The 24,232-nt window shown below is 64.2% G+C and carries 23 protein-coding genes; 17 read left to right on the forward strand and 6 right to left on the reverse strand.

Annotated elements, in window-relative coordinates:
• Position 1: 1 nt before the first annotated feature.
• The 13 genes from BUE39_RS16190 to BUE39_RS16250 are packed head-to-tail and all read left to right on the forward strand — an operon-like array spanning position 2 to position 13,076.
• Positions 2-313, forward strand: coding sequence for a recombinase-like helix-turn-helix domain-containing protein (locus tag BUE39_RS16190; RefSeq protein ID WP_073429679.1), 312 nt, complete (start codon positions 2-4; stop codon positions 311-313).
• Positions 314-361: 48 nt separating this feature from the next.
• Positions 362-1,453, forward strand: coding sequence for an aromatic ring-hydroxylating dioxygenase subunit alpha (locus BUE39_RS16195; protein WP_073429680.1), 1,092 nt, complete (start codon positions 362-364; stop codon positions 1,451-1,453).
• Positions 1,446-2,213: an SDR family oxidoreductase gene (locus BUE39_RS16200; protein ID WP_073429681.1), complete on the forward strand. Its 768-nt coding sequence runs from the start codon at positions 1,446-1,448 to the stop codon at positions 2,211-2,213. Before BUE39_RS16195 ends, BUE39_RS16200 begins: the two co-directional genes overlap by 8 nt.
• A 26-nt stretch (positions 2,214-2,239) precedes the next feature.
• Positions 2,240-2,767 (forward strand): cupin domain-containing protein, encoded by a 528-nt coding sequence (locus BUE39_RS16205; protein WP_073429682.1) that lies wholly within the window; start codon positions 2,240-2,242, stop codon positions 2,765-2,767.
• 38 nt (positions 2,768-2,805) lie between these two features.
• Positions 2,806-3,696 carry an alpha/beta fold hydrolase gene (locus BUE39_RS16210; RefSeq protein WP_073429683.1) on the forward strand — a complete coding sequence of 297 codons (891 nt, stop codon included), beginning with the start codon at positions 2,806-2,808 and terminating at the stop codon, positions 3,694-3,696.
• Entirely contained in the window at positions 3,697-4,605 is a 909-nt protein-coding gene (locus tag BUE39_RS16215; RefSeq protein ID WP_235004886.1) for an IclR family transcriptional regulator, read from the forward strand.
• Positions 4,602-5,399, forward strand: coding sequence for an SDR family oxidoreductase (locus tag BUE39_RS16220; protein ID WP_073429684.1), 798 nt, complete (start codon positions 4,602-4,604; stop codon positions 5,397-5,399). Before BUE39_RS16215 ends, BUE39_RS16220 begins: the two co-directional genes overlap by 4 nt.
• On the forward strand, positions 5,392-7,050 hold the full coding sequence (locus tag BUE39_RS16225) for a thiamine pyrophosphate-binding protein (protein WP_073429685.1): 1,659 nt from the start codon (positions 5,392-5,394) through the stop codon (positions 7,048-7,050). Before BUE39_RS16220 ends, BUE39_RS16225 begins: the two co-directional genes overlap by 8 nt.
• Positions 7,043-7,873 carry an aspartate dehydrogenase gene (locus BUE39_RS16230; RefSeq protein WP_073429686.1) on the forward strand — a complete coding sequence of 277 codons (831 nt, stop codon included), beginning with the start codon at positions 7,043-7,045 and terminating at the stop codon, positions 7,871-7,873. The genes BUE39_RS16225 and BUE39_RS16230 overlap by 8 nt, the downstream gene beginning before the upstream one ends.
• A 32-nt stretch (positions 7,874-7,905) precedes the next feature.
• On the forward strand, positions 7,906-9,396 hold the full coding sequence (locus BUE39_RS16235; RefSeq protein ID WP_073429687.1) for an aldehyde dehydrogenase: 1,491 nt from the start codon (positions 7,906-7,908) through the stop codon (positions 9,394-9,396).
• A 27-nt stretch (positions 9,397-9,423) separates the two neighbouring features.
• Entirely contained in the window at positions 9,424-10,389 is a 966-nt protein-coding gene (locus BUE39_RS16240; protein ID WP_073429688.1) for a VOC family protein, read from the forward strand.
• Positions 10,382-11,647 carry an NAD(P)/FAD-dependent oxidoreductase gene (locus BUE39_RS16245; RefSeq protein WP_073429689.1) on the forward strand — a complete coding sequence of 422 codons (1,266 nt, stop codon included), beginning with the start codon at positions 10,382-10,384 and terminating at the stop codon, positions 11,645-11,647. Before BUE39_RS16240 ends, BUE39_RS16245 begins: the two co-directional genes overlap by 8 nt.
• 25 nt (positions 11,648-11,672) lie before the next feature.
• A complete protein-coding gene (locus BUE39_RS16250; RefSeq protein ID WP_073429690.1) occupies positions 11,673-13,076 on the forward strand; it encodes an MFS transporter in 1,404 nt (467 codons plus the stop codon).
• A gap of 79 nt (positions 13,077-13,155) precedes the next feature.
• Here the strand turns inward: BUE39_RS16250 and BUE39_RS16255 are convergent, their stop codons facing one another.
• The 4 genes from BUE39_RS16255 to BUE39_RS16270 all read right to left on the reverse strand — a co-directional run bounded on the left by BUE39_RS16255 (position 13,156) and on the right by BUE39_RS16270 (position 16,637).
• Positions 13,156-13,617, reverse strand: a complete 462-nt coding sequence (locus BUE39_RS16255; protein WP_073429691.1) for a GNAT family N-acetyltransferase — start codon at positions 13,615-13,617, stop codon at positions 13,156-13,158.
• 324 nt (positions 13,618-13,941) lie between these two features.
• Complete coding sequence (locus BUE39_RS16260; RefSeq protein ID WP_073429692.1) at positions 13,942-15,045, reverse strand: NAD(P)/FAD-dependent oxidoreductase; 1,104 nt, start codon at positions 15,043-15,045, stop codon at positions 13,942-13,944.
• A gap of 147 nt (positions 15,046-15,192) precedes the next feature.
• The gene (locus tag BUE39_RS16265; RefSeq protein ID WP_073429693.1) at positions 15,193-15,396 is read right to left on the reverse strand and encodes a DUF3562 domain-containing protein; all 204 of its coding nucleotides are present in this window, start codon (positions 15,394-15,396) and stop codon (positions 15,193-15,195) included.
• Positions 15,397-15,572: 176 nt separating this feature from the next.
• Positions 15,573-16,637 carry a DMT family transporter gene (locus BUE39_RS16270; RefSeq protein WP_073429694.1) on the reverse strand — a complete coding sequence of 355 codons (1,065 nt, stop codon included), beginning with the start codon at positions 16,635-16,637 and terminating at the stop codon, positions 15,573-15,575.
• 290 nt (positions 16,638-16,927) lie between these two features.
• Here BUE39_RS16270 and BUE39_RS16275 point away from each other — a divergent pair, with 290 nt between their 5' ends.
• Together BUE39_RS16275 and BUE39_RS36015 are read left to right on the forward strand one after the other, a co-directional pair.
• Positions 16,928-18,166 carry an aromatic ring-hydroxylating oxygenase subunit alpha gene (locus BUE39_RS16275; RefSeq protein ID WP_073429695.1) on the forward strand — a complete coding sequence of 413 codons (1,239 nt, stop codon included), beginning with the start codon at positions 16,928-16,930 and terminating at the stop codon, positions 18,164-18,166.
• A 428-nt stretch (positions 18,167-18,594) separates the two neighbouring features.
• Entirely contained in the window at positions 18,595-19,011 is a 417-nt protein-coding gene (locus BUE39_RS36015) for a rubredoxin (protein ID WP_073429697.1), read from the forward strand.
• 32 nt (positions 19,012-19,043) lie between these two features.
• Here the strand turns inward: BUE39_RS36015 and BUE39_RS16290 are convergent, their stop codons facing one another.
• The gene (locus tag BUE39_RS16290) at positions 19,044-19,964 is read right to left on the reverse strand and encodes a LysR substrate-binding domain-containing protein (protein WP_073429698.1); all 921 of its coding nucleotides are present in this window, start codon (positions 19,962-19,964) and stop codon (positions 19,044-19,046) included.
• A 119-nt stretch (positions 19,965-20,083) separates the two neighbouring features.
• Between BUE39_RS16290 and BUE39_RS16295 the strand changes: the two genes are divergently transcribed.
• Together BUE39_RS16295 and BUE39_RS16300 are read left to right on the forward strand one after the other, a co-directional pair.
• Positions 20,084-20,851 carry a transporter substrate-binding domain-containing protein gene (locus BUE39_RS16295; RefSeq protein ID WP_073429699.1) on the forward strand — a complete coding sequence of 256 codons (768 nt, stop codon included), beginning with the start codon at positions 20,084-20,086 and terminating at the stop codon, positions 20,849-20,851.
• A gap of 43 nt (positions 20,852-20,894) precedes the next feature.
• Positions 20,895-22,010 (forward strand): succinylglutamate desuccinylase/aspartoacylase family protein, encoded by a 1,116-nt coding sequence (locus tag BUE39_RS16300; RefSeq protein ID WP_073429700.1) that lies wholly within the window; start codon positions 20,895-20,897, stop codon positions 22,008-22,010.
• Positions 22,011-22,043: 33 nt separating this feature from the next.
• Here the strand turns inward: BUE39_RS16300 and BUE39_RS16305 are convergent, their stop codons facing one another.
• On the reverse strand, positions 22,044-24,176 hold the full coding sequence (locus BUE39_RS16305; RefSeq protein ID WP_073429701.1) for a phosphocholine-specific phospholipase C: 2,133 nt from the start codon (positions 24,174-24,176) through the stop codon (positions 22,044-22,046).
• Positions 24,177-24,232 lie beyond the last annotated feature (56 nt).

A 24,232-nucleotide genomic window follows, 5' to 3' on the forward strand; every position in this document is an offset into this window, starting at 1 on the left:
CATGCGAGAGGTAGCCGTGAACTTCAATCCCTTCCTGAAGCCGTGGCTCGCGCCACAGCCCAACAACGTGGCCGGCAAGGGCGTGATCGAAAAGCCGGGCGAGAGCGAGAACTTCATCTGGCAAACGCGTAAGGCGGAGCCGACCCAGTACGAGAACGACTTCGGCGACGCGCTCGAAAAAGTTTTCGAAGCCGGCGCGACGGAATTGCACGAGGTGGTCGACGGTTTGAATCGCGTGGGTTTCCGCACGCCGGAAGGCAATGCGTGGAACGCCGAACGCCTCGCCGCCGAATTCCGCCTGCTCGCCGAATAGGCGCGCTTTCCGAACACGTCTCACCGCTTTCGCATCCGGAGTCTTTTCATGACGTCCCCCAATACAACTCAGGGCGCGGCCGATCCGATCCAGTCTTATCTGGACAAAGGCTTGCGCAATTACTGGTATCCCGTCGCACCGAGCTGGCAAGTCGGCGACGCACCCATCGGCATCACGCGACTGGGCGACCAGATCGTGCTGTGGCGCGACAAGGAAGGCAAAGTCCGCGCGCTCGAAGACCGCTGCCCGCATCGCGGCGCGCGTTTGTCGCTCGGCTGGAATCTCGGCGGCAGCGTCGCGTGCTGGTATCACGGCATCGAAGTCGACGGAGGCGGCACGGTCGTCAAGGTGCCGGCGGTATCGAACTGCCCGCTTGAAGGCCAGCAGTGCGTGAAGTCGTATCCGGTCGAAGAACACGCCGGCGCGATTTTCCTGTGGTTCGGCGACGACGCGCACAAGAAACCCGCGCCGCTCAAGTTGCCGGATGAACTGGTCGGTGACGAATACGCGAACTTCGCGTGCATGTCGAACTGGAAGTGCAATTACCAGTACGCGATCGACAACGTGATGGACCCGATGCACGGCGCGTATCTGCACGCGACGTCGCATTCGATGGCCGAAGGCGACAAGCAGGCCGACATGCGCGTGCGCAAGACCGAGACCGGCCTGATGTTCGAAAAGATCGGCCAGCGCGACGTCAACTTCGACTGGGTGGAACTCGGCGAAACCGGCGCGCTGTGGATGCGCCTCGCGATTCCGTACCAGAAGAAGTTCGGCCCCGGCGGCAGCTTCGGGATCGTCGGCTTCGCCGTGCCCGTCGACGAAAACAACTGCCAGGTTTACTTCTGGCGCGCTCGCAAGGTGTCGGGCTGGCAGCGCGACGCGTGGCGCTTCCTGTACCGCAACCGGCTGGAAGGTCTGCATTGGGCCGTGCTCGAACAAGACCGCTACGTGCTCGAAAGCATGGCGCCGAACGCGCGCGAGCATGAATTCCTTTATCAACACGACGTCGGCGTGACGCGTGTGCGCCGCATGCTGCGCCAGCGCGCGCAACAGCATTTCGCCGAACTCGACGCCTACCGCGAGCAAGCGGCCGGCGCCGCGTCCGCCACCTCTGCCCCGGGCCACAGCCATGCATGACGAAGCGGTTGTCGCACTCAACGGCCGGCGCGTCCTCGTGACGGGCGGCGCGCGCGGTCTCGGCGCGGCGTTCGTCCGCGCGCTGGTCCAAGCCGGCGCGCGCGTGGTGTTCGGCGACGTGCTGCACGACGAAGGCGAAGCGCTCGCCGCATCGCTCAACGGGCAGGGCCACGAGGTCACGTATCTGCCGCTCGATCTCGCCGAACCCGCCAGCATCCGGCAATTCGCCGAGCAGGGCGCGGCGCGGCTCGGCGGTCTGGATGCGCTGATCAACAACGCGGCGATCACCAACTCCGGCGGCAAATCGGCCGACGAATTGTCGGTCGAGACATGGGACGCCGTGATGAACGTCAACGTGCGCGGCACCTGGCTGATGAGCACGGCCGCGCTGCCTTATCTGCGTGACTCGGGGCGCGGCAGCATCGTCAATATCGCGTCGGATACGGCGGTGTGGGGCGCGCCGAAACTGCTCGCGTATGTCGCGAGCAAGGGCGCGGTGATTTCGATGACGCGTTCGCTCGCGCGCGAATTCGGCGCTCACGGCGTGACGGTCAACGCGGTCGCGCCGGGCCTCACCGAAGTGGAAGCCACCGCCTACGTGCCCGCCGAGCGTCACCAGTACTACCAGCAAGGCCGCGCGCTCGCGCGCGCCCAACTGCCCGACGACGTAACCGGGCCGGTGCTGTTCCTGTTGTCCGACGCCGCGCGCTTCGTGACCGGCCAGTTGCTGCCGGTCAACGGCGGCTTCGTGATGAATTGATCTTGCCGAATCGAAAGGAGAAAGAGATGGCGGATGTCGATATCGAACGCAAATCGTGGGACCAACCCGCGGACAAGACCTTTACCCAGTGGCTGGACAGCCGCGTCGCGCGGCTCGCCACGCGTCGCTATGACTGGGACGCGCTGAAGTTCCAGGCCGACTACGACCCGAAGTATCGCCGCGCGCAAATGCGCTACGTCGGCACGGGCGGCACCGGCGTCGCGAAAGACGTGAACACGGTGCCCGCGGGCGGCTTCACGTTCTCGACGATGTTGATCCCCGCCGGCAACATCGGCCCGAGTCATATCCACATGGACGTCGAGGAAATCTTCTTCGTGATGCGCGGCAAGATGAAAGTGATCTGCGAGAAAGACGGCGAAACGTGGGAAGCCGTGCTCGGCGAACGCGATCTGATATCGGTGCCGCCGGGCGTATATCGCACGGAAATCAACATCGGCCAGGAAGACGCGTTGATGTGCGTGATGCTCGGCTCGCCAAAGCCGGTCACGCCGACGTATCCGCCGGATTCGCCGTTGGCCGCGCTCAAGCGCTAAGCCGTCAACGTAGTTCGTATTCACTCGCGAAGGAAACCATGTCCGCAGTCCCGTCCGCTACCGCCGATCAGAACGCCCCGCTCGAAGCGCGTCTTGCGCGCTTTCCTGCGCAGCAGATCTGGCTTGCATCGCAACGCGCGGTGAGCTATCGCGAAGCGAACAGCGCCGCAACGAACGCGCTGCCGCTCGTGTTGCTGCACGGTATCGGTTCGGGCGCGGCTTCGTGGGTGCAGCAATTCGAAACGCTCGGCGACACGCGCCGCGTGATCGCGTGGGATGCGCCGGGTTATGGCGCCTCGACGCCGGTCACGCCTGAATCGCCCGCGGCCGCAGATTACGCAGCGGTATTGAACGAATGGCTCGACGCGCTCGCCATCGAACGTTGTGTGCTGCTCGGCCATTCACTCGGCGCGATCATCGCGGGCGCGTTCGCCATGACGCATCCGCGGCGTGTGGCCGGTTTGCTGTTGCTGTCGCCGGCGGGCGGTTATGGCGCGGCATCTGCGGCGGTACGCGAGACGAAACGCGCTCAACGCCTCGCGATGATCGAGGCGTTGGGCCCGCAAGGACTCGCCGAAAAACGCGGCGCCACTATGTTGTCCGCCTACGCGAGCGACGAAGCGCGCGCGTGGGTGCGCTGGAACATGTCGCGCGTGATTCCGCACGGCTACGCCCAGGCGACCCATCTGCTCGCCAACGCCGATCTCGCCGCCGACCTCGTGCGTTACAGCGGCCGCGTCAACGTAGCCGTCGGCGCCGACGACACCATTACGACGCCCGCAGCCTGCGAACGACTCGCACTGGCGGCGGGCACCCCACTGCAAGTCGTGCCACGCGCGGGGCACGCCGGCTATATCGAAGCACCCGCCGCGTACACCGCGATCATCGACACGTTCTGCCGCGCGAGCGACGGACAACGGAGCCAATGAATGAAGCCCGACCTGCCCGACACCACGAACGTCAGCCGCGCTGCGGACGACGACCGCATCGGCAACGACAGCGATGCCGGCAACGAAACCGGCTATCGCGTGCCCGGTCTCGAACGCGGCCTGAGGATTCTCACGGAGTTTTCGCCGCGCGAGCCCGTTCTCGGCGCACCGGAACTATCGAAGCGCCTGAAGATTCCTCGCACGACGGTGTTCCGTCTGCTGCAAACGCTCGAATCGCTCGGCTTTCTCGAGCGCGCCGATAAGGATCGCAACTATCGCCTCGGCGTCGCGGTGCTGCGGCTCGGTTTCGAATATCTGAGCTCGCTCGAATTGACCGACCTCGGCCTGCCGATCATCGAAGCCTTGCGCGACGAGACCGGCTTGACCAGCCATATCGTGATTCGCGATGGGCGCGACGTCGTGTTCGTCGCCAAGGCGCAAAGCCACGCGCCGATTTTCAGTTCGGTGAAGGTCAACGTCGGCACCCGTTTGCCGGCTCACGCGACGACGCATGGTCAGGTGCTGATGGGCGACATGACGCTCGACGAGTTGAAGAAGCTCTATCCCGAGCCCGAACTCGAACGCTTCACCAAACAGACGCCCGTCACCGTCGACGATTTATACGAGCGCATTCGCGACGACGCACGGCGCGGTTTCGCGATCAGCGAGTCGTCGTTCGAGCGCGGCATTTCAGTGGTCAGCGCGCCGGTGCGCAACGACACGGGCCGCATCGTCGCCGTGATCACGACAACGATTCCGCGCCACGAGATCGGCGCGTCGCTGCTCGACAGCGGGTTGATCGACAAGGTCCGCCGCGCCGCCGGCGAACTCTCGCAGCGGCTCAATCACCGGCCCAAGAGCGGGCCGGATGCGGGCAGCAAATACATGAAGGCATTGGGGCTCCGATGATTGAAATCGATTTGACCGGGCAGGTCGCGGTGGTGACGGGCGGTTCGTCCGGCATCGGCCTCGCAACCGCCGAACTGTTTCTGCGCGCAGGCGCGTCGGTTGCGATTTGCGGCCGCGACAGCGAACGTCTCGCGCAAGCGGAAGCCGCGCTGAACACCCGGTTCCCGCAAGCGCAACTGCTGGCGCAAGCCTGCAACGTACTGAATGCCGCCGACGTGAACGCGTTCGCGCAAGCCGTGCAAGCGCGCTTCGGCCGTACCGACATGCTGGTGAACAACGCGGGCCAGGGCCGCGTGTCGACCTTCGCCGACACCACCGACGAAGCCTGGCGCGAAGAGCTCGATCTGAAGTACTTCAGCGTGATCCGCCCGACTCGCGCGTTCCTGCCGATGCTGCGCGACGCGGCCAACCCTTCGGTGGTGTGCGTGAACTCGCTGCTCGCGCTGCAACCGGAACCGCACATGGTCGCGACATCGTCGGCGCGTGCGGGCGTGCTGAGCCTCATCAAGTCGCTCGCGGCGGAACTCGCGCCGCAACGCATCCGCGTGAATTCGATTCTGATCGGCATCGTCGAATCGGGGCAATGGCGCCGCCGCTACGCGAAAGAGGCGCAGCCGGGCCAGAGCTGGGACGACTGGACCGCCGAACTGGCGCGCAAGAAAAACATTCCGCTGGGCCGCTTCGGCAAACCCGAAGAAGCCGCTCAAGCGCTCTTTTATCTGGCTACGACGCTGTCGTCCTATACGACGGGCAGCCACATCGATGTTTCTGGAGGCGTTGCACGACATGTCTAACACAACCACCGTCGGCGAACTGATCGCCGCTTTTCTCGAGCAGTGCGGGGTGCATACCGCATTCGGCGTGATCTCGATCCACAACATGCCGATCCTCGACGCGATCCATCAACGCGGCCAGATCCGCTACGTCGGCGCGCGCGGCGAAGCGGGCGCGGTGAACATGGCCGATGGTCTCGCGCGCGTTTCCGGCGGACTCGGCGTCGCGTTCACCAGCACCGGCACGGCCGCGGGCAACGCAGCGGGCGCGATGGTCGAGGCATTGACCGCGGGCACCGCGCTGCTGCACATCACCGGTCAGATCGAGACCGAATACCTCGATAAAGATCTCGCGTATATCCACGAAGCGCCCGATCAACTGTCGATGCTGCAATCGATCTCGAAGGCCGCGTTTCGCGTGCGTTCCGTTGAAACCGCGTTGCCGACCATCCGCGAAGCCGTGCGCGTCGCGCAAACCGCGCCGAGCGGCCCGGTCAGCGTCGAGATTCCCATCGACATTCAGGCCGCCCAAATCGAATGGCCCGCCGATCTGGCCGCGCCGCACGTCAGCACGCTCACGCATTCCAGCGAGCGCGTCGCGCAACTCGCCGAGCAACTGGCGAAGGCGAAACGTCCGCTCTTGTGGCTCGGCGGCGGCACGCGCCATGCGCGCGCGGCGGTCGAGCGCATGGTCGCGTTGGGCTTTGGCGTCGTGACCAGCGTGCAGGGCCGCGGCGTGCTGCCGGAAGATCATCCGGCAACGCTCGGCGCGTTCAACGTGCACGCCGCGGTCGAAAGCTTCTACAAGACGTGCGACGCGCTGCTGGTGGTCGGTTCGCGTCTGCGTGGCAATGAAACGCTGAAGTACAGGCTGGCGCTGCCGCAGCCGCTGTATCGCATCGATGCCGATGCGCTCGCCGACAACCGCGGCTATCGCAACGACATGTTCGTGCACGGCGACGCGTCGGCGGTGCTGGAGGAACTCGCGACGTTGCTCGAAGGGCGCGTGAAGGTCGATCCGGCCTTCGCACAGGATCTCGCGGCGGCGCGCGAAAGCGCGCTCGCCGATGTGGCGCGAGGGCTCGGCCCGTACAAGCGCCTCGTCGACGCGCTGCAAAAGGCCGTGGGCCGCGACTACAACTGGGTGCGCGACGTGACGATCTCGAACAGCACGTGGGGCAACCGCATGCTGAAGATCTTCTCGCCGCGCGCGGGCGTTCACGCGCTCGGCGGCGGTATCGGCCAGGGCATGCAGATGGGCATCGGCGCGGCGCTCGCGGGCAGCGCCGCGAAAACCGTGTGCCTCGTCGGCGACGGCGGCTTGATGGTGAACGTCGGCGAACTCGCGACGGCCGTGCAGGAAAACGCCAACGTGATGATCGTGCTGATGAACGACCAGTGCTACGGCGTGATCCGCAACATCCAGGACGCGCAATACGGCGGCCGCCGCTGCTATGTCGATCTGCACCAGCCGGATTTCGCGCAGTTCTGCGAGAGCCTGAAGCTCACGCACTACCGCATCCAATCGCTCGATCAGGCCGAGGAGATCATTCGCGAGGGCATGGCGAAAACCGGCCCCGTGCTCGTGGAAGTGGACATGCTGTCGGTCGGTTCGTTCGCCAGCGCATTCGCCGGTCCGCCGGTCAAGGAACAGGAGCCGCAGCATGCGTGAGGCCGATTACGCCGGGCGCCACGCTCCCGTCGATGTCGCCATGATCGGCTTCGGCGCGATCGGCCAGGCGGTGTACCGCTCGGTTGAAGCCGACCCGGCCGTGCGGGTGTCGCACGTGATCGTGCCGCAGCGGCATATGGCGGCGGTGCGCGAAGTGGTGGGCGCGTCCGTGGACGTGGTGGCGTCCGTTTCCGCATTGAGCAGCCAGCCGCACTTCGCGCTCGAATGCGCGGGACATAGCGCGTTGATCGATCACGTGGTGCCGTTGCTCAGAGGCGGCACGGACTGCGCGGTGGCGTCGATCGGCGCGCTCTCCGACATGATGCTGCTGGACGCGTTGTCCGCCGCCGCCGATGAAGGCGACGCGACCTTGACGCTGCTCTCCGGCGCGATCGGCGGCATGGATGCGCTGGCGGCGGCCAGGCTCGGCGGCCTCGACGAAGTGCTGTACACCGGGCGCAAGCCGCCCACCGGCTGGCTCGGCACGCCCGCGGAACAGGTCTGCGATCTGTACGCGCTAGGCGAACAGCAGGTGATCTTCGAAGGCAGCGCACGCGAAGCGGCGCGCCTGTACCCGAAGAACGCCAACGTCGCCGCAACGATTGCGTTGGCCGGCCTCGGTCTCGACCACACCTCGGTGCGGCTGATCGCCGATCCGAAGGTGACGCGCAACGTGCATCGCATCGTGGCGCGCGGCGCATTCGGCGAAATGTCGCTGGAAATGTGCGGCAAGCCGCTGCCGGACAACCCCAAGACGTCCGCATTGACCGCGTACAGCGCGATCCGTGCATTACGCAATCGCGCGGCGCGCTGCGTGATTTAAGACCCTGGCTGAAGCAAACCGGAACGACCGACATGACTCACTTCGATACCCGTCTCGTGCCTACCGGCGATATTTTCATCGGCGGGGAATGGCGGCAAGGGCGCGGCAAGCCCTACCAAAGCCTGTATCCGGCGGATCAGTCGGTCAACATGGAAATCTCGACGGCCAATGCCGACGACGCCCGCGAAGCCGTGGAAGCCGCCGACGCCGCGTGGCGCAAGGCGGATTGGTCGGGCTTGAAGCCGCATCAGCGTGCGCTGATTCTGTACCGCATCGCCGATCTGATCATGGCGCATCACGAAGCGCTCGCGCAATTGCAGCGTCGCGACAACGGCAAACCGATCGGCGAGACGCGTGTGCTGGTGGCAAGCGCGGCCAACACGTTCCGCTACTTCGCCGCATGCCTCGAAACGCTCGACGAGGAAGTCACGCCCTCGCGCGGCGACTATCTGACGATGAGTATTTACGAACCGATCGGCGTGATCGCCGCGATTACGCCGTGGAATTCGCCGATCGCATCGGATGCGCAAAAGCTCGCGCCGGCGCTGGCGGGTGGCAATGCGGTGGTGTTGAAGCCCGCCGAAGTGACGCCGCTGATCTCCCTGGCGCTGGCTCGCCTCTGCGAGCAAGCCGGTGTGCCGAAGGGCGTCGTAAGCGTGCTGCCGGGCAAGGGCTCGGTGATCGGCGACGTGCTGGTGCGTCATCCGCTGGTGAAGAAAGTGTCGTTCACGGGCGGCACCGAAGTGGGCCGCGGCATCGCGCGCATTGCGGCGGACAAGCTGATGCCGGTGTCGCTCGAACTCGGCGGCAAGTCGCCGACCATCGTGTTCGACGACGCCGATCTCGATCATGCGGTGAACGGCGTGCTGTACGGCATTTTCAGTTCGTCGGGCGAGGCGTGCATCGCGGGATCGCGTCTGTTCGTGCAGCGCTCGATTTACGACGTGTTCATGAAGCGTCTCGTCGAGGGCGCGCGCAAGCTGCGCGTGGGCGATCCGTCGCGTGCGGAAACGCAGATGGGGCCGCTCATTACCGCGGCGCATCGCGAAACGGTCGAGCGTTACGTCGCGTTGGGCCTGGAAGAAGGCGGCCGCTTGTTGTGCGGCGGCGAGCGCCCGGTCGGCGAGGGGCGCGAGCAAGGCACTTACTTTCAGCCGACCATTCTCGAAGGCCTCACGAATAACGCCCGCATCTGCCAGGAAGAAATCTTCGGCCCGGTGCTGGTCGCGATGCCGTTCGACGACGAAGCGTCGCTGCTGGAAGAAGCGAACGACAGCGTATTCGGTCTCGCCGCCGGCATCTGGACGCGCGATTACAAGCGCGCTTACCGGGTCGCCCGCGCGCTCGAAGCCGGCACCATCTGGATCAACACCTACAAGCTGTTCTCGATCTCCACACCGTTCAGCGGCTGGAAAGAGAGCGGCATGGGGCGCGAGAAGGGCCGTCTCGGCATCCGCGAATACATGCAGCAGAAGAGCCTCTACTGGGGCTTGAACGACGCGCCGCTGGCGTGGGCGAATTGAAGACGCAAGATACGCAAGAGGCATGTTATGACGATTCTCGGCATTGAACAGATTATTTACGGCGTGACGGATCTCGCTACCTGTCGCCGCTTTTTCGCGGACTGGGGCTTGAAGGAAGTCGCGCACGATGAAACGCATGCGCGCTTCGAAACGCTGAACGGCTGCACGGTTCTCCTGGCCGATGCGAGCGACCCGTCGCTGCCGCCCGCGTTCGAAGAAGGGCCGACGCTGCGCGAAGTGACGTGGGGCGTCGCGACGCAAGCGGAACTCGACGAACTGCGCGGCCGCTTCGCCGGCCAGCCCGGCCACTTCGAAACCGGCGACGCCGTCGGTTGCATCGACCCGAACGGCATGGCGATTCGCGTGGAAGTGACTCGCAAACGGGTGCTCGATATTCACGGTTCGCCTTCGAACGTATGGGGCCAAACGCTGCGCGTCGATCAACCGTCGCCGATTTACGAGCGTGCCGAACCGGTCGAAGTGGGTCACGTCGTGTTCTTCACGAACTGTCTCGCGGAACAGGAAAAGTTCTACCAGGACCTGCTCGGCTTCGAAACATCGGATCGCTATCCGGGCCGCGGCGCATTCATGCGCTGCGCGCCGCACGGCGGCCACCACGATATTTTCCTGCTGGCGCTGCCGGGCGGCAAACGCGGTTTGAATCACGTCGCGTTCACCGTGCGCGATATCCACGAAGTATTCGGCGGCGGCATGCACATCAGCCGTTGCGGTTGGGATACGCAACTCGGGCCGGGGCGTCATCCGGTTTCGTCGGCGTACTTCTGGTACTTCCAGAATCCGGCCGGCGGCCTGATCGAGTACTACGCCGACGAAGACCAGCTCACGCCCGAATGGCAGCCGCGCGATTTCGAACCCGGCCCGACCGTGTTCGCCGAATGGGCGATCGACGGCGGCATCGACGGCAATACGCGTCGCCAGAAAAACGCGCAAGCGCCGGAGGGCAAGTTCATGACGGAGCGCAAAAATGACTGACGCTGCCACGGAAAAGGCCCTGGCCGCGCACGCCGGACTCGAAGCGCCGCGCACCATCGTCGTGATCGGCGGCGGCCAGGCGGCCGGTTGGGTCGTGAAGACATTGCGCAAGGAAGGCTTCGACGGCCGCCTCGTGATGATCGCCGACGAGGTTCATCTGCCGTACGAGCGCCCGCCGTTGTCGAAGGCCGTGCTGGCGGGCGAGGCGGATATCGACACCGTGCGGCTCGTCAAGCCCGACGATTTCGCCGCGCTCAACGTCGAGGCATGGCAACCCGATCGCGCGACGTCGATCGATCGCGAGCAACGCATCGTGCGCACGCAAGCGGGCCGTGAAGTGCAATACGACCGTCTGGTGATCGCCACGGGCGGCGCGGCGCGCCGCTTGCCGGACTCGCTCGTCAAGACCTCGCACATCGCCTATCTGCGGACGCTCGACGAAGCCGTGGCTTTAGGCGAACGGCTGCGCGCCAGCAAGCGCGTGCTCGTCGTGGGCGGCGGCTGGATCGGCCTCGAAGTCGCGGCCACCGCGCGCAAGCTCGGCGTGAATGCAACGGTGGTGGAGGGCGCGCGGCGTCTGTGCGCCCGCTCGTTGCCGCCAATGGTGTCCGACTTCCTGCTCGACCTGCATCGCGCGAACGGCGTGGACGTGCGTTTGCACGCATCGCTGGTGTCGATCACGGATCATCCGAACGACGCCAGCCGCATCCGCGCGACGTTCGCGGACGGCTCGACCGTGGATGCCGATTTCGCGGTCGCCGGTATCGGTCTCACGCCGCACACGGCGCTGGCGGAAGCCGCGGGCGTGAAGGTGGAAGACGGCATCGTGGTCGATCATTTCGGCGCGACCGACGATCCGCGCATTTTCGCGTGCGGCGACGTCGCCAATCATCCGAGCGCGTGGCTCAAGCGCCGCGTGCGGCTCGAATCGTGGGCCAATGCGCAGAACCAGGCGATCGCCGCGGCAAAGGCGCTGCTCGGCACGTTCGAACCGTATGCGGACATTCCGTGGTTCTGGTCCGATCAGTACGACGTGAATCTGCAAATTCTCGGCGACATTCCGGGCGACGCGCAACTGGCTGTACGCGGCGACCTGCCGGGCAAGAACGCCACGCTTTTCCATCTGGAAGACAACGCGATTCGCGGCGTGATCGCCATCAACAATCCACGCGAACTGAAGCTCTCGCGCAAGTGGATGAACCAAGGCCGGACCATCGACCTTGCCACACTGACCGACGCCACCACGGCGCTTGCCTAACTACACCTACGGACGGGACAACGGCATGAGAACCATCGACAACATCATGGGGGACCGCAGCAGCGCCGGTGTCTCCGGCCCTGTGACCCGGGGCTCGATCATCGCGCGTCTCGAGCGCCTGCCGAGGAACGCGATGCAGGTGCGCGCGCGGATTCTGATCGGGCTCGCGACATTCTTCGACGGCTTCGACGTGATCGCGATCGCGGCCACGCTGCCGGTCCTGATCGCGAAGTGGCATCTGACGCCGTGGGAAATCGGCTTTCTGATCGGCTCCGGGTCGGTCGGCCAATTGCTCGGTGCGTTCCTGTTTCCGTGGTACGCCGAGCGCAAGGGCCGCGTGCGCGCGATTGCATTGAGCTCGGGGATCATCGGCATCACCAGTATTGCGTGCGGTTTCGCGCCGACCTTCGCGGCGTTCGTGGCGTTGCGCGTGATTCAAGGCGTGGGACTCGGCGGCGAATTGCCGGTGGCCGCGACGTACATCAACGAGATCAGCCGTGCGCATGGCCGTGGGCGTTTCGTGCTGTTGTACGAGATCGTGTTTCCGGTGGGCCTGCTGGCTTCCAATGCGTTGGGTGCGTGGATCGTGCCGCGTTTTGGTTGGCAAGCCATGTACTGGATCGGCGGCATGCCGTTGATTCTGTTCTTCGTATTGCGCAAGCTGGTGCCGGAATCGCCGCGCTGGCTCGCCGAGCGCGAACGCATGACCGATGCCGACGCCGCCGTGCACGCGTTCGAACGCACCGCGAAAGGACCGCTGCCGCCGGTGACCCATTCCGCCGAATTCGAAGCAATGGCGAATCGCCATCCGAAGCGCCGCATGCGCGATCTGTTCGGCCCGGCTTATTTGAAGCGCACGCTGGCGGTGGCGATGCTGTGGATTACCTGCGGGTTCATTCAATACGGTCTCTCGACGTGGCTGCCGACGATCTATCGCACGGTTTATCACGCGCCGCTGCAACTGGCGCTGAATCTGGCGGTGGCGGCTTCGGTGCTGGGCGTGCTGGGTTCGCTGACTTGCGCGTTGCTGGTCGATAAGGTGGGGCGCAAGCCGATCATCAACCTGTCGTTCCTTGCGTGCACGCTTTCGTTGCTGCTGGCAGGCGTGTTTCATGAATCGTCGGTGTATGTGGTCGCGACGTTCTGTGCGTTTTCGTTGGGCTTTCTCGCTTGCGGCTTTATCACGGCTTATGTGTACACGCCGGAGTTGTATCCGACCAGTATCCGAGCGACGGGCTGCGGTATCGGCGGCGCGTGGCTGAAGGTGGCGGCGATCTTCGCGCCGGCCATCGTGTCGAAGACGATGATCGGCGGCAATTTGCAGGTGGCGTTTTATGTTCTGGCGGCGGTGCCTTTTCTTGCCGCGGTGGTGGTGCACTTTCTTGGGATCGAGACCAAGGGCAAGGTGTTGGAGCAGTTGGAGGCTTGATGCTTTCGGCGCGAAGGCGTTGGTGGTGAACTGCGCCCCAAAGATCGGATCGGTGTTCGACTTTTGGGGTGCGGGTCAATCACAACCCCTTCCGATAAATCACAAACCCCGACCGTTCAGCAACCTGGTCATAAAGCTTCATCGCCGTCTGATTGGTCTCATGCGTCTGCCAGTACACGCGTTGCGCACCGTCGGCCTTCGCCCGCGCATACACCGCTTCGATCAGCGCGCGGCCGATACCTTTGCCGCGCTCGGTTTCAAGCGTATAGAGATCTTGCAGATAACAGGTCGGTCCCGCCATCGTCGTGTGACGGTGATACAGAAAATGCACGAGGCCGAGCAATTGGCCGTTGCGTTCGGCGACCATCGCGTGCATCGGCTCATAACCGTCGAAGAAACGGCCCCACGTAATCAGCGTGATCTCGCGCGGCAATGCGGTTTCGCCGGAGCGTCCATAGAACGCGTTGTAAGCGTCCCAGAGCGGGAGCCATGCGTCGAAGTCGTCGGGCGTGGCGGGGCGGATTTGAATCGTGTCGGACATCAGCGCGGTTCCTTGTGGGTGATGGTGGCGGGCAGCCGCCGCATGCTTCTGCCAAGGGCGAATTGAGCGGGCGCAGACGTAGACGGTCGCGCTCAACGCCTCCTTGCGCCCTTCAGCGCCTTCCCGCCTGGCGGTATCCAGGCGATGGCTTTAGCTCCGACAGCATAAGAAATTTGCGGCGCTATTGTTAGCTCCAGCATGTGCTGGAAACTTGGAGCCACTATCGCCGGGGTTCACGCTCAACTACGCGGGCATCGAGCCGCACAAAGCGCATGCGTTTCGCGGTACGCCGACTGATCCGCCAACACGCCCCGCCACCATGACCTAAACCCTCTCCGCTCTCAACCACCGCGCGAGCATCGCATCATCACCCGTCTCCAAGGCCTGCGCGACGCGCCTTCCCACCGCCGCGCCGAATTTATAACCGTGGCCCGAGCATGCCGACACCACCAGCGTATTGCCGATGCGTTTCGAAAAGAAGCGTTTGTCCGCCGTAAAGGTGTACGCGCAGGTTTTCACTTCGGCAACGGTATATTCGTCGATCCGACTGAACGGCGGCGCAAAGAGCCTAAGCAAGCTGTCGCCCTCGCCGGGCCTCGCCACACGATCGACGTCAGGGTCCGGCGCACGCACCTTATGCACGCCGGCGCCGATTTTCAAACCGACGCCATCGACGGGCGGCAGCACATAGCCGTCGCTATCGCCGCCAATATCGACGATCGCCGGCGCATTCGACCACGCGTCCTCCAGATCCGCGGGCGGTTCCAGATAAGCGACGGCATTGCGATAGGTCACGAGTTCTTCCGCAAGCTCCGGGAACAGTTGCAGCGTCCAGGCACCGGCAGCGACCACGAGCCGGTCGGCGCGCACCACGGTCTCATCGTCGAGCCGCACGCAAGCGCCATGCGGATCGACGGAAAGCGCCTTGACGCGCATGCGAATATCGGCGCCGCGCATCTTCAGCCACGCTTTCATATCGCGCGCGATGCGTTCGCTAAAGAGCACGCCGCCTTCGCGATCGAGGTAGCCGTAGCGAAACGTCTCGGGGTCGAGAAAAGGATAACGCTCGGCTGCTTCACGCGGTTCGAGCCGTTCGTATTCGAATTCCATCCGGTCGAGGCCGGCGCGGCATCGTTCGGCGCCATCGCCCGCGTATTGCGAAATGCCGAGCACGCCGCAATTCGCATAGTGGGACACGCCCAGGTCGTTCCACACCAGATCCCAACTATCGAATGCCTCGGCGAGGTTGCGCGCATAACCATCGGCATCGCCATATGCACGGCGGATCATGCGATGCCGGTCGCCCGACGCGGCGAGCGGATTGGGAATCGAGCCTTGCTCGATCAGCGTGACGTCGTGTCCGAGTTTTGCGAGCGACCACGCCGTGCTCAAGCCGGCGATGCCCGCGCCTACGATTGTCACTCGCATACCAGCTCCCCCGAGTCGATGGTTCCGGGTCAGAGTCTAGCAGCGGAAAATAAAGAATCGGTGCGCGTTCGTGCGAATCGGCACTCGAATGAACCAGCCTGGTGCAAACACCAATCGGGCAGGCGGTGGTCTCCGCGCGCCGCCGTGTCAGTGCTTGCGATTCGAACCGTGGCGCAGTTGGTCGCGCACTTTCTTCGCCGCGAAGAGCGGCACGTAATCGAACACGCGGGCGTCGTGCCGATAGTCGGCGAGCGTGTCCGCGTACATCTTCGAGACGGTTTCCGGGGGCGTGTCGGTTTCCTCGGCGATGCTTTTCACCACTTCGTCAACGTTAGGCTCGGGTTGTGACATAGGACTTCTCCACGCAAGGGAGGCGGGTTGGACACCAGGACGCTCGGACACCAGCAGTCATTAGAGGATGCGATCGGCGGCGATGCAAATTGAATCGGTCTATCGCAGGACTCATTCCACAGAGATTTTTGTCTTGCAGTGCGGCAAACGCGCGAGCCACGCGGTGACGCGGAAAATCAATGGGTGTGACGATGATGTATGTCAGGGAAATGCGCATGCGTGTGCGTAATCGGTGCATGCCGATGCGGATGGCTGTGCGGCTCTTTGCCGTCCCAGGCGAAGTCGTGCTCATGCTGATGATGCGCGTCGTGCCGATGCCGATGCGTGTGATCCAGCGCGTGATGCGTGTGCGGATGCTCGTGCCGTTCGCGGATATGCAACCAGACGCCCAGCGTCATGAGCGCGGCGGCGACCCAGAATAGCGGCGGCGGCATGTCCGGCCACAGCAGCCACGACAAGGTCACGCCGAACAGCGGCGCGACCGAGAAATAGGCGCCGGTACGCGCGGTGCCGAGATTGCGCAGCGCGACGACGAACAGCACGAGGCTCACGCCATAGCCCGCGAAACCGGTCAGCATCGCGAGCGCGAGGGTCGGGACATTCGGCCAGGCGGCGCCAAGTGAGAGCGCAAGCGCGACGTTGACCGAACCGGCCACGAGTCCTTTCACGCAGGCAATGAACATCGCATCGTGGGTGGACACCTTGCGGGTGAGATTGTTGTCGACGGCCCAGCACGCGCATGCGCCGGCCAGCAGCAGCGTGCCGGGCGGCAGTCCGGCCGCGCCCGGCTGCCACGACAGCGCCACACCGCCCGCGACGATCGCGGCCATGCCGAGGAACACCTGCACGTCGACGTTCTCGCGGAACACGATCCACGCGATCAGCGCGGTAAAGACGCCTTCGAGGTTCAGCAGCAGCGAGCCGGTGGCGGCCGGCGTGGTTTGCAGACCCAGCATCAGCAGGGCCGGCCCCGCGACGCCGCCCGCCACGATCGCGCCGGCGAGCCACGGTACTTCGCGCAATGGAAAATGCCCACCATCGCTCCGCCGCGCGGCGGCGCTTGCCTTGAGCCGGCGCGCCAGGATCACCGCGGCGAGACCGATGCCGCTGCCCAGGTAGAAAAGGCCGGCGAGCGGAAACGGCGACAGCGAGCCGAGCAGCGCCTTGGCGAGCGGGGTAGTCGCGCCGAACAGGGCGGCGGCGAGCAAGGCGGTGAAGGCGGCGTTGGAACGGCTAGGCATAAGCGGACGATTCGAGTGGAAACGGGCGATGCCGACACCATACCGCTATCCCGGGGGCGATGCCTGGCGCTCCCGCGCCGGGCGACCAGAGCGCGCCGCGGCGCGCGTTCGTGGCGGCGCGCAAAGCGGCAGGCCGACGCGCTCCCGCCAGCAGCAGGCGCGGCCAAGGCTGGCCCGCGCGGTCCGCATCGACCCCATGCCGCTTCCGGTTCGAGTAGACTGTGCGACGATGCCGCCCGCGACTAGCAGGGCGGCAACCTTCTATCCGCTCGTGCACGGAGGCTCCGTTTATGCATGCTGTTCCCCCGCTCGAACAAGATGCGGTCGATGCACCGGCTGACGCGACGCTCGCTCATGCGGCCGCGCCGAATTCCACCCACGCACCCGCGAACGCCCACGCGCCGGGTCAGGCGGCCAATCAGGCGCCGGTGCGCGATCTGCGCCGCGTCGGTATTCACCCTGACTATTGGTATCCGCTCGCGTGGTCGCATGAGGTGAAGCGAGGCAAGACGCATGGCGTCACGTTCGCCGGCGATCCGATCGTGCTGGCGCGCACCGAGGGCGGCAAGGTGTTCGCGCTGGAAGACCGCTGCGCGCATCGTCAGGTGCCGTTGCATCAGGGCGTGGTGGATGGCGAGTCGATTCGCTGCGGCTATCACGGCTGGACCTACGACTGCTCGGGCAAGTGCATCGACGTGCCGTATCTGGGCCGCGAGCGTCTGCCGAACGGCGTGCGTTCCTATCCATGCCGCGAAGTCGAGGGGCTGATTTTCGTGTTCCCCGGCAATGCCGAACTGGCCGATGAAAGGCCGCTGCCCGCGTTCGGCTCGGTGTCGGACAAGAAGTACAAGACGCGCCGTTTCGGCCGTCCGGTGAATTGCCACTACTCGTTCATGCACGAGAACCTGATGGACATGAACCATCAGTTCCTGCATCGCCGGCAAATGGGGCAGATGCGCGCGCGTTCGTTGGGGCGGCGTCACGGCGACGGTTGGGTCGAGGTCGATTACACGTTTGCGCGCATGGCCGGCCAGCAGCCGATCGGCGAGGCGATCGTATTCGGCCAGAGCCGCAAGACCGGCGGCGACAACGACAAGGACGTCATGACGATCCGCACCGAGTATCCGTATCAGACGCTGCAAATCCGCACGTCGGAGCAGACGCTGGTGATGGATTTGTGGATCGTCTACGTGCCGCTCGATCGCGAGCAGCGCACCAATCGCACGTTCGGGCTGCTGTCGATCCGCAAGCCGGGGATTCCCGGTGTGCTGAATCTCGCGTGGCCGTTGCTCGTGTGGTTCACCGAGCGCATCTTCAAGGAAGACCGCGAGATCGTCGAAGCCGAACAGCGCGCGCACGATTTACAGGGCGCCGACTGGAATCACGAGGTGTTTCCGGTTATCAACGAACTGCGGGCTTTGCTGCGCGAGCGCGGCGCGCCGGATCAACGGGTGGGCGCCGGCACCGGCGACACCGCCGTGATTCGCTTCTGGGATTCGCGTCAGGGCAGTCCGCTGGCGAAAAGCTGATAGGTGGTTTCGGCGCCGCGGGCCGCGGCGCCACGCCAATGCAATGAATAGCGGCAATCGCGCATAAGCGAACGTCAGCGAACTTTGCACCGCGACGAATTAATCCATCTCCGCTCGGTAGGCAATCGGCCACCTTCGGCCACCTTCGGGCAGCGATAATGGCCTCTGATGCGTGAAGGTTTGCGCCATTCGACATCCGCAAGCCGCGCGCCCGTGTACCATTTCGCTTTTCCTCATTTTCAAGAACACCTCGTGACGACGCAACACATCCCCACCGCCTCCCGCAAATCCCTCACTCTGCTGCAAGTGCTCGGCATCATCGGCGCCGCCGGCCTGATTGCTTCCATCCTGCTGAATCAGCTGCTCTAGTCCACGCTTAAGACGCACGCCGGCACGCGCTGCCGGCTTCATCGCTATTCCGATTTGCCATGTACAAGAAGGGCGTAGCCGTCGAGATCCAGTTTTCCCCCGAGCGGCTCAACGACGGCGCCGGCGATCCCTACTGGATCGATCTGACGCGGGCCGAAGCGCAGCGGTTGCTGCAGAGCTTGCAAGCGCGCCTTGCGGAAAGTGGCGCGGGCACTGCCGCGCCGCTCGTGGTGAGCCTCGATGAGACGCCCGCATCGCAAGCAGCCGATGCGCCGGATGCAGCGGGCGAAACCGCAGCCTCGGCGGATGACTTCAAGCAATGGGTCTGTGTGATCTGCGGCTGGGTCTACGATGAAGCCGCGGGCTTGCCCGATGAAGGCATCGCGCCCGGCACGCGCTGGGCGGATGTTCCGGCCGACTGGCGCTGCCCGCTCTGCGACGTGGGCAAGGAAGATTTCGCGCTGGTCGAGTTTTGAACTCGACCAACATAAGGCATTAAAGCCGGCACTCACCGCGCCCGCACGGTGCGCGTGTACGACGCAATCATCGTCGCCAGTTCCTGCGCGGCGGGCGTGAGCGGAATGGCCGCGCGTTGCAGCAGGCACACGTTCTGTTCGACCGCGCGCTCGCGCACATCGATCGACGTGAGCGTGCTTGCGAACGGCCCGCGTTTCGCGACGACCGACGCTTCCAGCGACAGGCAATCCGTCGCGCCTACTAGATGCAGCGTCTCGTACAAACCTTCCACGGTCGCGACGATTTTCGGCGGCGGCAGGCCGTGGCTTTCAAACAGATGACTGAGCCGGTTGATTTGCGGATCGTCCGTGAGATTCGGCGAGCGCGTCGCCGCCCACGTGCAATCGACCAGTTCGGCCAGCGACGTCGCACCGGCTTTCGGATGACCCTGGCGGCAAACGATCACCGGATCCGACGCATAAAGCGGCGTCACCGACAGATCGGCCGTATCGGTGTGCTTCGACACCAGCGCGACCGCGAAGTCGAGCGAGCCTTCGCGAATCCACGAGATCATCATCCGCGAGGTGCCGGTACGCAGATGCACCGCGACCCGCTCGAAGCGTGAGCGAAATTCCATCAGCACCGGCGCGAACGCGTCGACCAGCGGCTCGGTGGTCATGCCGAAGGTGACCTCGCCGATGTAGTCGCCACGCAATTGCCGCACTTCCTGCTCCGCACGCTCGCATTCGCCGATGATGGCGCCGGCCCGCTGCAACAGGCGCTGGCCGAGCGCGGTCAACGCGATGCCGCGATTCGTGCGCGTGAACAAGGTCGCGCCCAGCATCGATTCCAGGTTCTGCAATTGCTGCGTGATGCCGCTCTGCGCGATGCCGAGCGCTCGCGACGCCGCGCGGATGCTGCCGTGCTCGGCAATGGCGGTGAACGCGCGCAGTTGGGAAATCGTCAGCGCCATGAAAGCTTCTGTTGGTGATCGGGAAAGGTGATCATGATAGTCCGGATGGGACTGTTTCAAAGCGCGGGTGCGGCATAGGATCGGTTTGTCGTCCTCCACCCCATCCACTTTTCCCGTCCATGAAAATTCCGCTGATGATCCTGAGCGCCGCGCTGATTTTTAGCGGCGGCGCGTTTGCCGCCGAGCCCGACACGCTGCGTCTCGGTATCGATCCGAGCTATCCGCCGATGGACGTCAAGGCGCCCGACGGCACCTTCAAAGGCTTCGACGTCGATCTCGGCAACGAAATCTGCCGGCGCATCCACGCGCGTTGCGAGTGGGTGGAGCTCGAATTCGCGGGGATGATTCCGGCGCTGCAGGCGCGCAAGATCGACGCGATTCTGTCGTCGATGGCGATCACCGAGAAGCGCGAGCAACAGATTCTCTTTTCCTCGAAGCTCTTTCAATTCAAGTCGCGCTTGATCGCGCGGCAGGGTTCCGCGCTCGCGGGCGGCTTGAATGCGCTGGCCGGCAAGCAGATCGGCGTGCAGTCCGGCACGCAGTTCGGAGGCTACGCGCTGAAAAACTGGGCGCCGATCGGCGCGCACGTGGTCGCCTATAAGAGTCAGGACGAAGTATTCGCCGACTTGCGCAATGGCCGGCTCGACGGCGCGCTGCTCGGTTCGGTGGAAGCGGACATCGGCTTTTTGCGCACGCCGGCGGGCAAGGGTTTTGCGTTTGTCGGCGAACCGCTTTCGATGGGCGACCGCGGCGTGGGCATCGGTTTGCGCAAGGATGAGACCGCGGTGCAGGCATCCATGAACGCGGCGATCGCTTCCATGCTCAAGGACGGCACGTATGCGCGGATCGCGAGGAAGTACTTCGACTTCGATCCATACGGCAACTGATCGTTTAGCTTCTTACTCTCTCTCTTCTTCAGATCATCCGCTCATGAACAGGCAATCGATTCCGCTCTTGTCGCCGGCTATCGGCACGCACCGCGAACTGGTGTCGTTTCACTTCGGTCCGGCTGGGAGCGGACAGAAGATCTATATCCAGTCGTCGCTGCATGCCGACGAAACGCCCGCGATGCTGACGACTGTTCTGCTCAAACGTCGATTGCTAGAACTCGAAAAGCGGGGCGCGCTGAATGCGGAAATCGTACTGGTGCCGGTGGCGAATCCGGTTGGACTCGGCCAGTACGTGCTGGGTCAATTTCTTGGACGATTCGATTTAGGCAGCGGCAAGAACTTCAATCGGCACTTCATGCAGTTCCCGAAACTGACATCGCGGGCGAAGGAGGTGCTCGGTTCCGACGCGAAAGAAAATCGGCGGACCGTGCGTGAACTGATTGCGGCTGAGTTGACGGAACAGAAGCCGTTGACTGAATTCGAGTCCTTGCAATTGGCTTTGCTGAAGCTCTCTTTCGACGCGGATGTCGTGATCGATTTGCATTGTTCCCTGGAAGCGGCAATGCATCTCTATACGAGCGAAGCAGCGTGGCCTGAGTTCGAACCATTGGCCCGGTATCTCGGCGCGCAAGCTTCGCTGCTTGCCACTAACTCAGGCGGCGAGTCGTTCGATGAGACGCATGGCTTGTTGTGGTGGAAGTTGCAGCAGGATATGCCGGCGGATAAACCGGTGCCGAATGGAACGATTGCGGTGACGGTTGAATGCCGCGGGCAGCGCGATGTTTCTTATGAAGCGGCGCAAGAAGATGCCGACGCGCTTGTCGATTATCTCGCGTGGCGCAAGGCGATTCTGATCGATGCGAAGCCGCTGCCCGAACTGCCGACGCCCGCGACGCCGCTCGCCGGCAGTGAGCAGTTTTATGCGCCGGTGAGCGGAATCCTGATTCATCGCGCGAAGATTGGTGACAGGATTCACGTCGGCCAGGCTTTGTTCGATATCGTCGATCCGTTGACCGATGAGACAACCACGGTGTCGAGCAATACCGAAGGCGTGTTTTATATGCGGCGGGCTATCCGGTTCGTGACGGCCGGCGCGCCGCTGGGGCGTGTGACGGGGACGCGGCCGTTCAGGACCGGGGTTTTGCTGGGAGCGTGAGGGTTTTGCGTCCCCCAGCGCTCCCAACGCGGCTTAACCCGTAACCAGAACCGGCGCGACCGCAGCCGGATCGCTGATACTCGGCCGCCCATTTTCGACGTGACCCGCCAAGCGACGCGAGAAACTCGCGTCGTCGTTATTCGTCACCGTCAAGTCGTACCAGTGATGGCTCGACGCCAGCACCCACGCCTCTTCGATATGCGCGCCGGCGGGCACCAGCACCGGACGCACGCGCGCACCGTAAGCGTTGTCGGTCACCGTCAAGCGAGCCACGCCACCGCCCTTGTTGCTGAAACTCAGAAACACGTTGCCGTTCGCCACGTCGTATTGCACCTTCACTTCAGGCTGCGCCGGCTTGTCGTTGCCGCGAGAACTCGCAGCCTTCTGCGTGTCGCCCGCGAACTTACGAACGAAACCATTCGGCCCGAACACTTCGAAGGTATAGGCGCCATTCGTCGTCGTCAGGTCGAACGTCTCCTTGAGCGACTTGCCCGCCTCGACCGTGTAACGCCACGGACCATCCGTGCGGTTCGTCGCATACACGTAGAAATGCGCGCCCTGGTCGCCGGAATTGCCGAACGAAATCTCGAACGTGTTCTTCTTCACGTCCGCGTGACCGTTCACATGCAACTCATACGGCAACGCGCGCGCGAAACGAATCCCGCTTTCCTGCGGATCGATCGCGCCAGGCGCCGCGGGTACGGTCGGCTTCGGCTGGGTCGCGCACTGGTTGTCGGCGATGCTCTTGTAGTTGCTCGTGTCCGGCAGCGGCGGCACCTTGGAGTCCGGCGTGCGGAAATCGAATGCAGCCGTCAGGTCGCCGCACACCGCGCGGCGCCATGCCGTGATGTTCGGCTCAACCACACCGAACCGCGTTTCGATGAAGCGAATCACCGACGTATGATCGAACACCTGCGAGCATACAAAACCGCCCTTGCTCCACGGCGACACGATGGTCATCGGCACGCGCGGGCCGAGGCCATACGGCAAACCGTCAGCGGTAAAGCTGCCGCCGCGCGCGGGATTCACCACGTTGTGAATTTCGCCCTCGGTGCTCACCGTCGACTTGCCTTGCGCGGGCGTCGTCGCCGGTTGCGGCGGCACGAGGTGATCGAAGAAGCCGTCGTTCTCGTCGTACATGATGAACAGCACGGTCTTGCTCCACACCTCGGGATTCGACGTCAACGCATCGAGCACCTGCGACGTGTACTCCGCGCCATACGCGGGCGTATAGCTCGGGTGCTCCGAGTACGCGGCGGGCGGGCACAGCCACGAGACTTGCGGCAACTTGTTCGCCAGCACGTCGGCCTTCAGATCGGCGATCGTGCGAACGGTCTGCGCGCGCTCATACAAAGGCGAGCCCGGCTGCGCGTTGATGAAGTTCGTGAAGTTCTGCAAGACGTTGGTGCCGTAGTTGCCGTTCAGCGGATCGGCGCCCGTCAGCCCCTGCTGATACACCTGCCACGAGATGCCCGCGGCTTGCAGGCGTTCCGGGTAGGTGGTCCACGAGAGCAACTGATAATTCGGTGGACCGTCGCCGTCGACGAAATCGTTGTTGTCGAGCAGCGGACCGCCCAGCGTGCCGGTCGGATCGACCATGCCGGTCATCAGATATGAACGGTTCGGGTGCGTCGGTCCCGGCAGCGAGCAGAAGTAAGCATCGCAGACGGTGAAGGCATCGGCCAGCGCGTAGTGGAACGGAATGTCGCTGCGCAGGTGATAGCCCATCGTCATGTCGGTCTTGGTGGCCGGCCACTGGTCGTAGCGGCCGCCGCCGATCGCGGCATGGGTCTTGTACCAGGAGTGATCGAGATCGCCGACGCATTGCGCGCTGGTCGTGGACGTATCCAGATGGAACGGCAGCACCGGCTTCGTGGGGTCGGCCTTCGACGGCTGATACCACACCGGCTTGCCGTTCGGCAGCGGAATCGGGAAGCGGTCGTTGTAGCCACGCACGCCGCGCAGGTGGCCGAAGTAGTGGTCGAACGACCGGTTCTCCTGCATGAACACGACGATGTGCTCCACGTCGCGAATCGTGCCCGTGCGCGAAAACGCGGGCACGGCAAGCGCATTACGAATCGACTCGGGCAGCGCGGTTAGCGCGGCGGCAGCGCCGGCGGACGATGCCACGGTCTGCAGGAAACGGCGACGGCTATTTGATGTCATCGAATATCACCTTCTGCGGGGGGAAAGAATAGCGCGCCTCGCGCGCCGGGGGAATG

The sequence above is a fragment of the Paraburkholderia terricola genome (assembly GCF_900142195.1).
GTDB lineage: Bacteria > Pseudomonadota > Gammaproteobacteria > Burkholderiales > Burkholderiaceae > Paraburkholderia > Paraburkholderia terricola.

Coding starts and splice junctions, on each gene's coding strand:
- BUE39_RS16190 (WP_073429679.1), top strand. CDS start 2: ATGCGAGAGGTAGCCGTGAACTTCAATCCCTTCCTGAAGCCGTGGCTC.
- BUE39_RS16195 (WP_073429680.1), top strand. CDS start 362: ATGACGTCCCCCAATACAACTCAGGGCGCGGCCGATCCGATCCAGTCT.
- BUE39_RS16200 (WP_073429681.1), top strand. CDS start 1,446: ATGCATGACGAAGCGGTTGTCGCACTCAACGGCCGGCGCGTCCTCGTG.
- BUE39_RS16205 (WP_073429682.1), top strand. CDS start 2,240: ATGGCGGATGTCGATATCGAACGCAAATCGTGGGACCAACCCGCGGAC.
- BUE39_RS16210 (WP_073429683.1), top strand. CDS start 2,806: ATGTCCGCAGTCCCGTCCGCTACCGCCGATCAGAACGCCCCGCTCGAA.
- BUE39_RS16215 (WP_235004886.1), top strand. CDS start 3,697: ATGAAGCCCGACCTGCCCGACACCACGAACGTCAGCCGCGCTGCGGAC.
- BUE39_RS16220 (WP_073429684.1), top strand. CDS start 4,602: ATGATTGAAATCGATTTGACCGGGCAGGTCGCGGTGGTGACGGGCGGT.
- BUE39_RS16225 (WP_073429685.1), top strand. CDS start 5,392: ATGTCTAACACAACCACCGTCGGCGAACTGATCGCCGCTTTTCTCGAG.
- BUE39_RS16230 (WP_073429686.1), top strand. CDS start 7,043: ATGCGTGAGGCCGATTACGCCGGGCGCCACGCTCCCGTCGATGTCGCC.
- BUE39_RS16235 (WP_073429687.1), top strand. CDS start 7,906: ATGACTCACTTCGATACCCGTCTCGTGCCTACCGGCGATATTTTCATC.
- BUE39_RS16240 (WP_073429688.1), top strand. CDS start 9,424: ATGACGATTCTCGGCATTGAACAGATTATTTACGGCGTGACGGATCTC.
- BUE39_RS16245 (WP_073429689.1), top strand. CDS start 10,382: ATGACTGACGCTGCCACGGAAAAGGCCCTGGCCGCGCACGCCGGACTC.
- BUE39_RS16250 (WP_073429690.1), top strand. CDS start 11,673: ATGAGAACCATCGACAACATCATGGGGGACCGCAGCAGCGCCGGTGTC.
- BUE39_RS16255 (WP_073429691.1), bottom strand. CDS start 13,617: ATGTCCGACACGATTCAAATCCGCCCCGCCACGCCCGACGACTTCGAC.
- BUE39_RS16260 (WP_073429692.1), bottom strand. CDS start 15,045: ATGCGAGTGACAATCGTAGGCGCGGGCATCGCCGGCTTGAGCACGGCG.
- BUE39_RS16265 (WP_073429693.1), bottom strand. CDS start 15,396: ATGTCACAACCCGAGCCTAACGTTGACGAAGTGGTGAAAAGCATCGCC.
- BUE39_RS16270 (WP_073429694.1), bottom strand. CDS start 16,637: ATGCCTAGCCGTTCCAACGCCGCCTTCACCGCCTTGCTCGCCGCCGCC.
- BUE39_RS16275 (WP_073429695.1), top strand. CDS start 16,928: ATGCATGCTGTTCCCCCGCTCGAACAAGATGCGGTCGATGCACCGGCT.
- BUE39_RS36015 (WP_073429697.1), top strand. CDS start 18,595: ATGTACAAGAAGGGCGTAGCCGTCGAGATCCAGTTTTCCCCCGAGCGG.
- BUE39_RS16290 (WP_073429698.1), bottom strand. CDS start 19,964: ATGGCGCTGACGATTTCCCAACTGCGCGCGTTCACCGCCATTGCCGAG.
- BUE39_RS16295 (WP_073429699.1), top strand. CDS start 20,084: ATGAAAATTCCGCTGATGATCCTGAGCGCCGCGCTGATTTTTAGCGGC.
- BUE39_RS16300 (WP_073429700.1), top strand. CDS start 20,895: ATGAACAGGCAATCGATTCCGCTCTTGTCGCCGGCTATCGGCACGCAC.
- BUE39_RS16305 (WP_073429701.1), bottom strand. CDS start 24,176: ATGACATCAAATAGCCGTCGCCGTTTCCTGCAGACCGTGGCATCGTCC.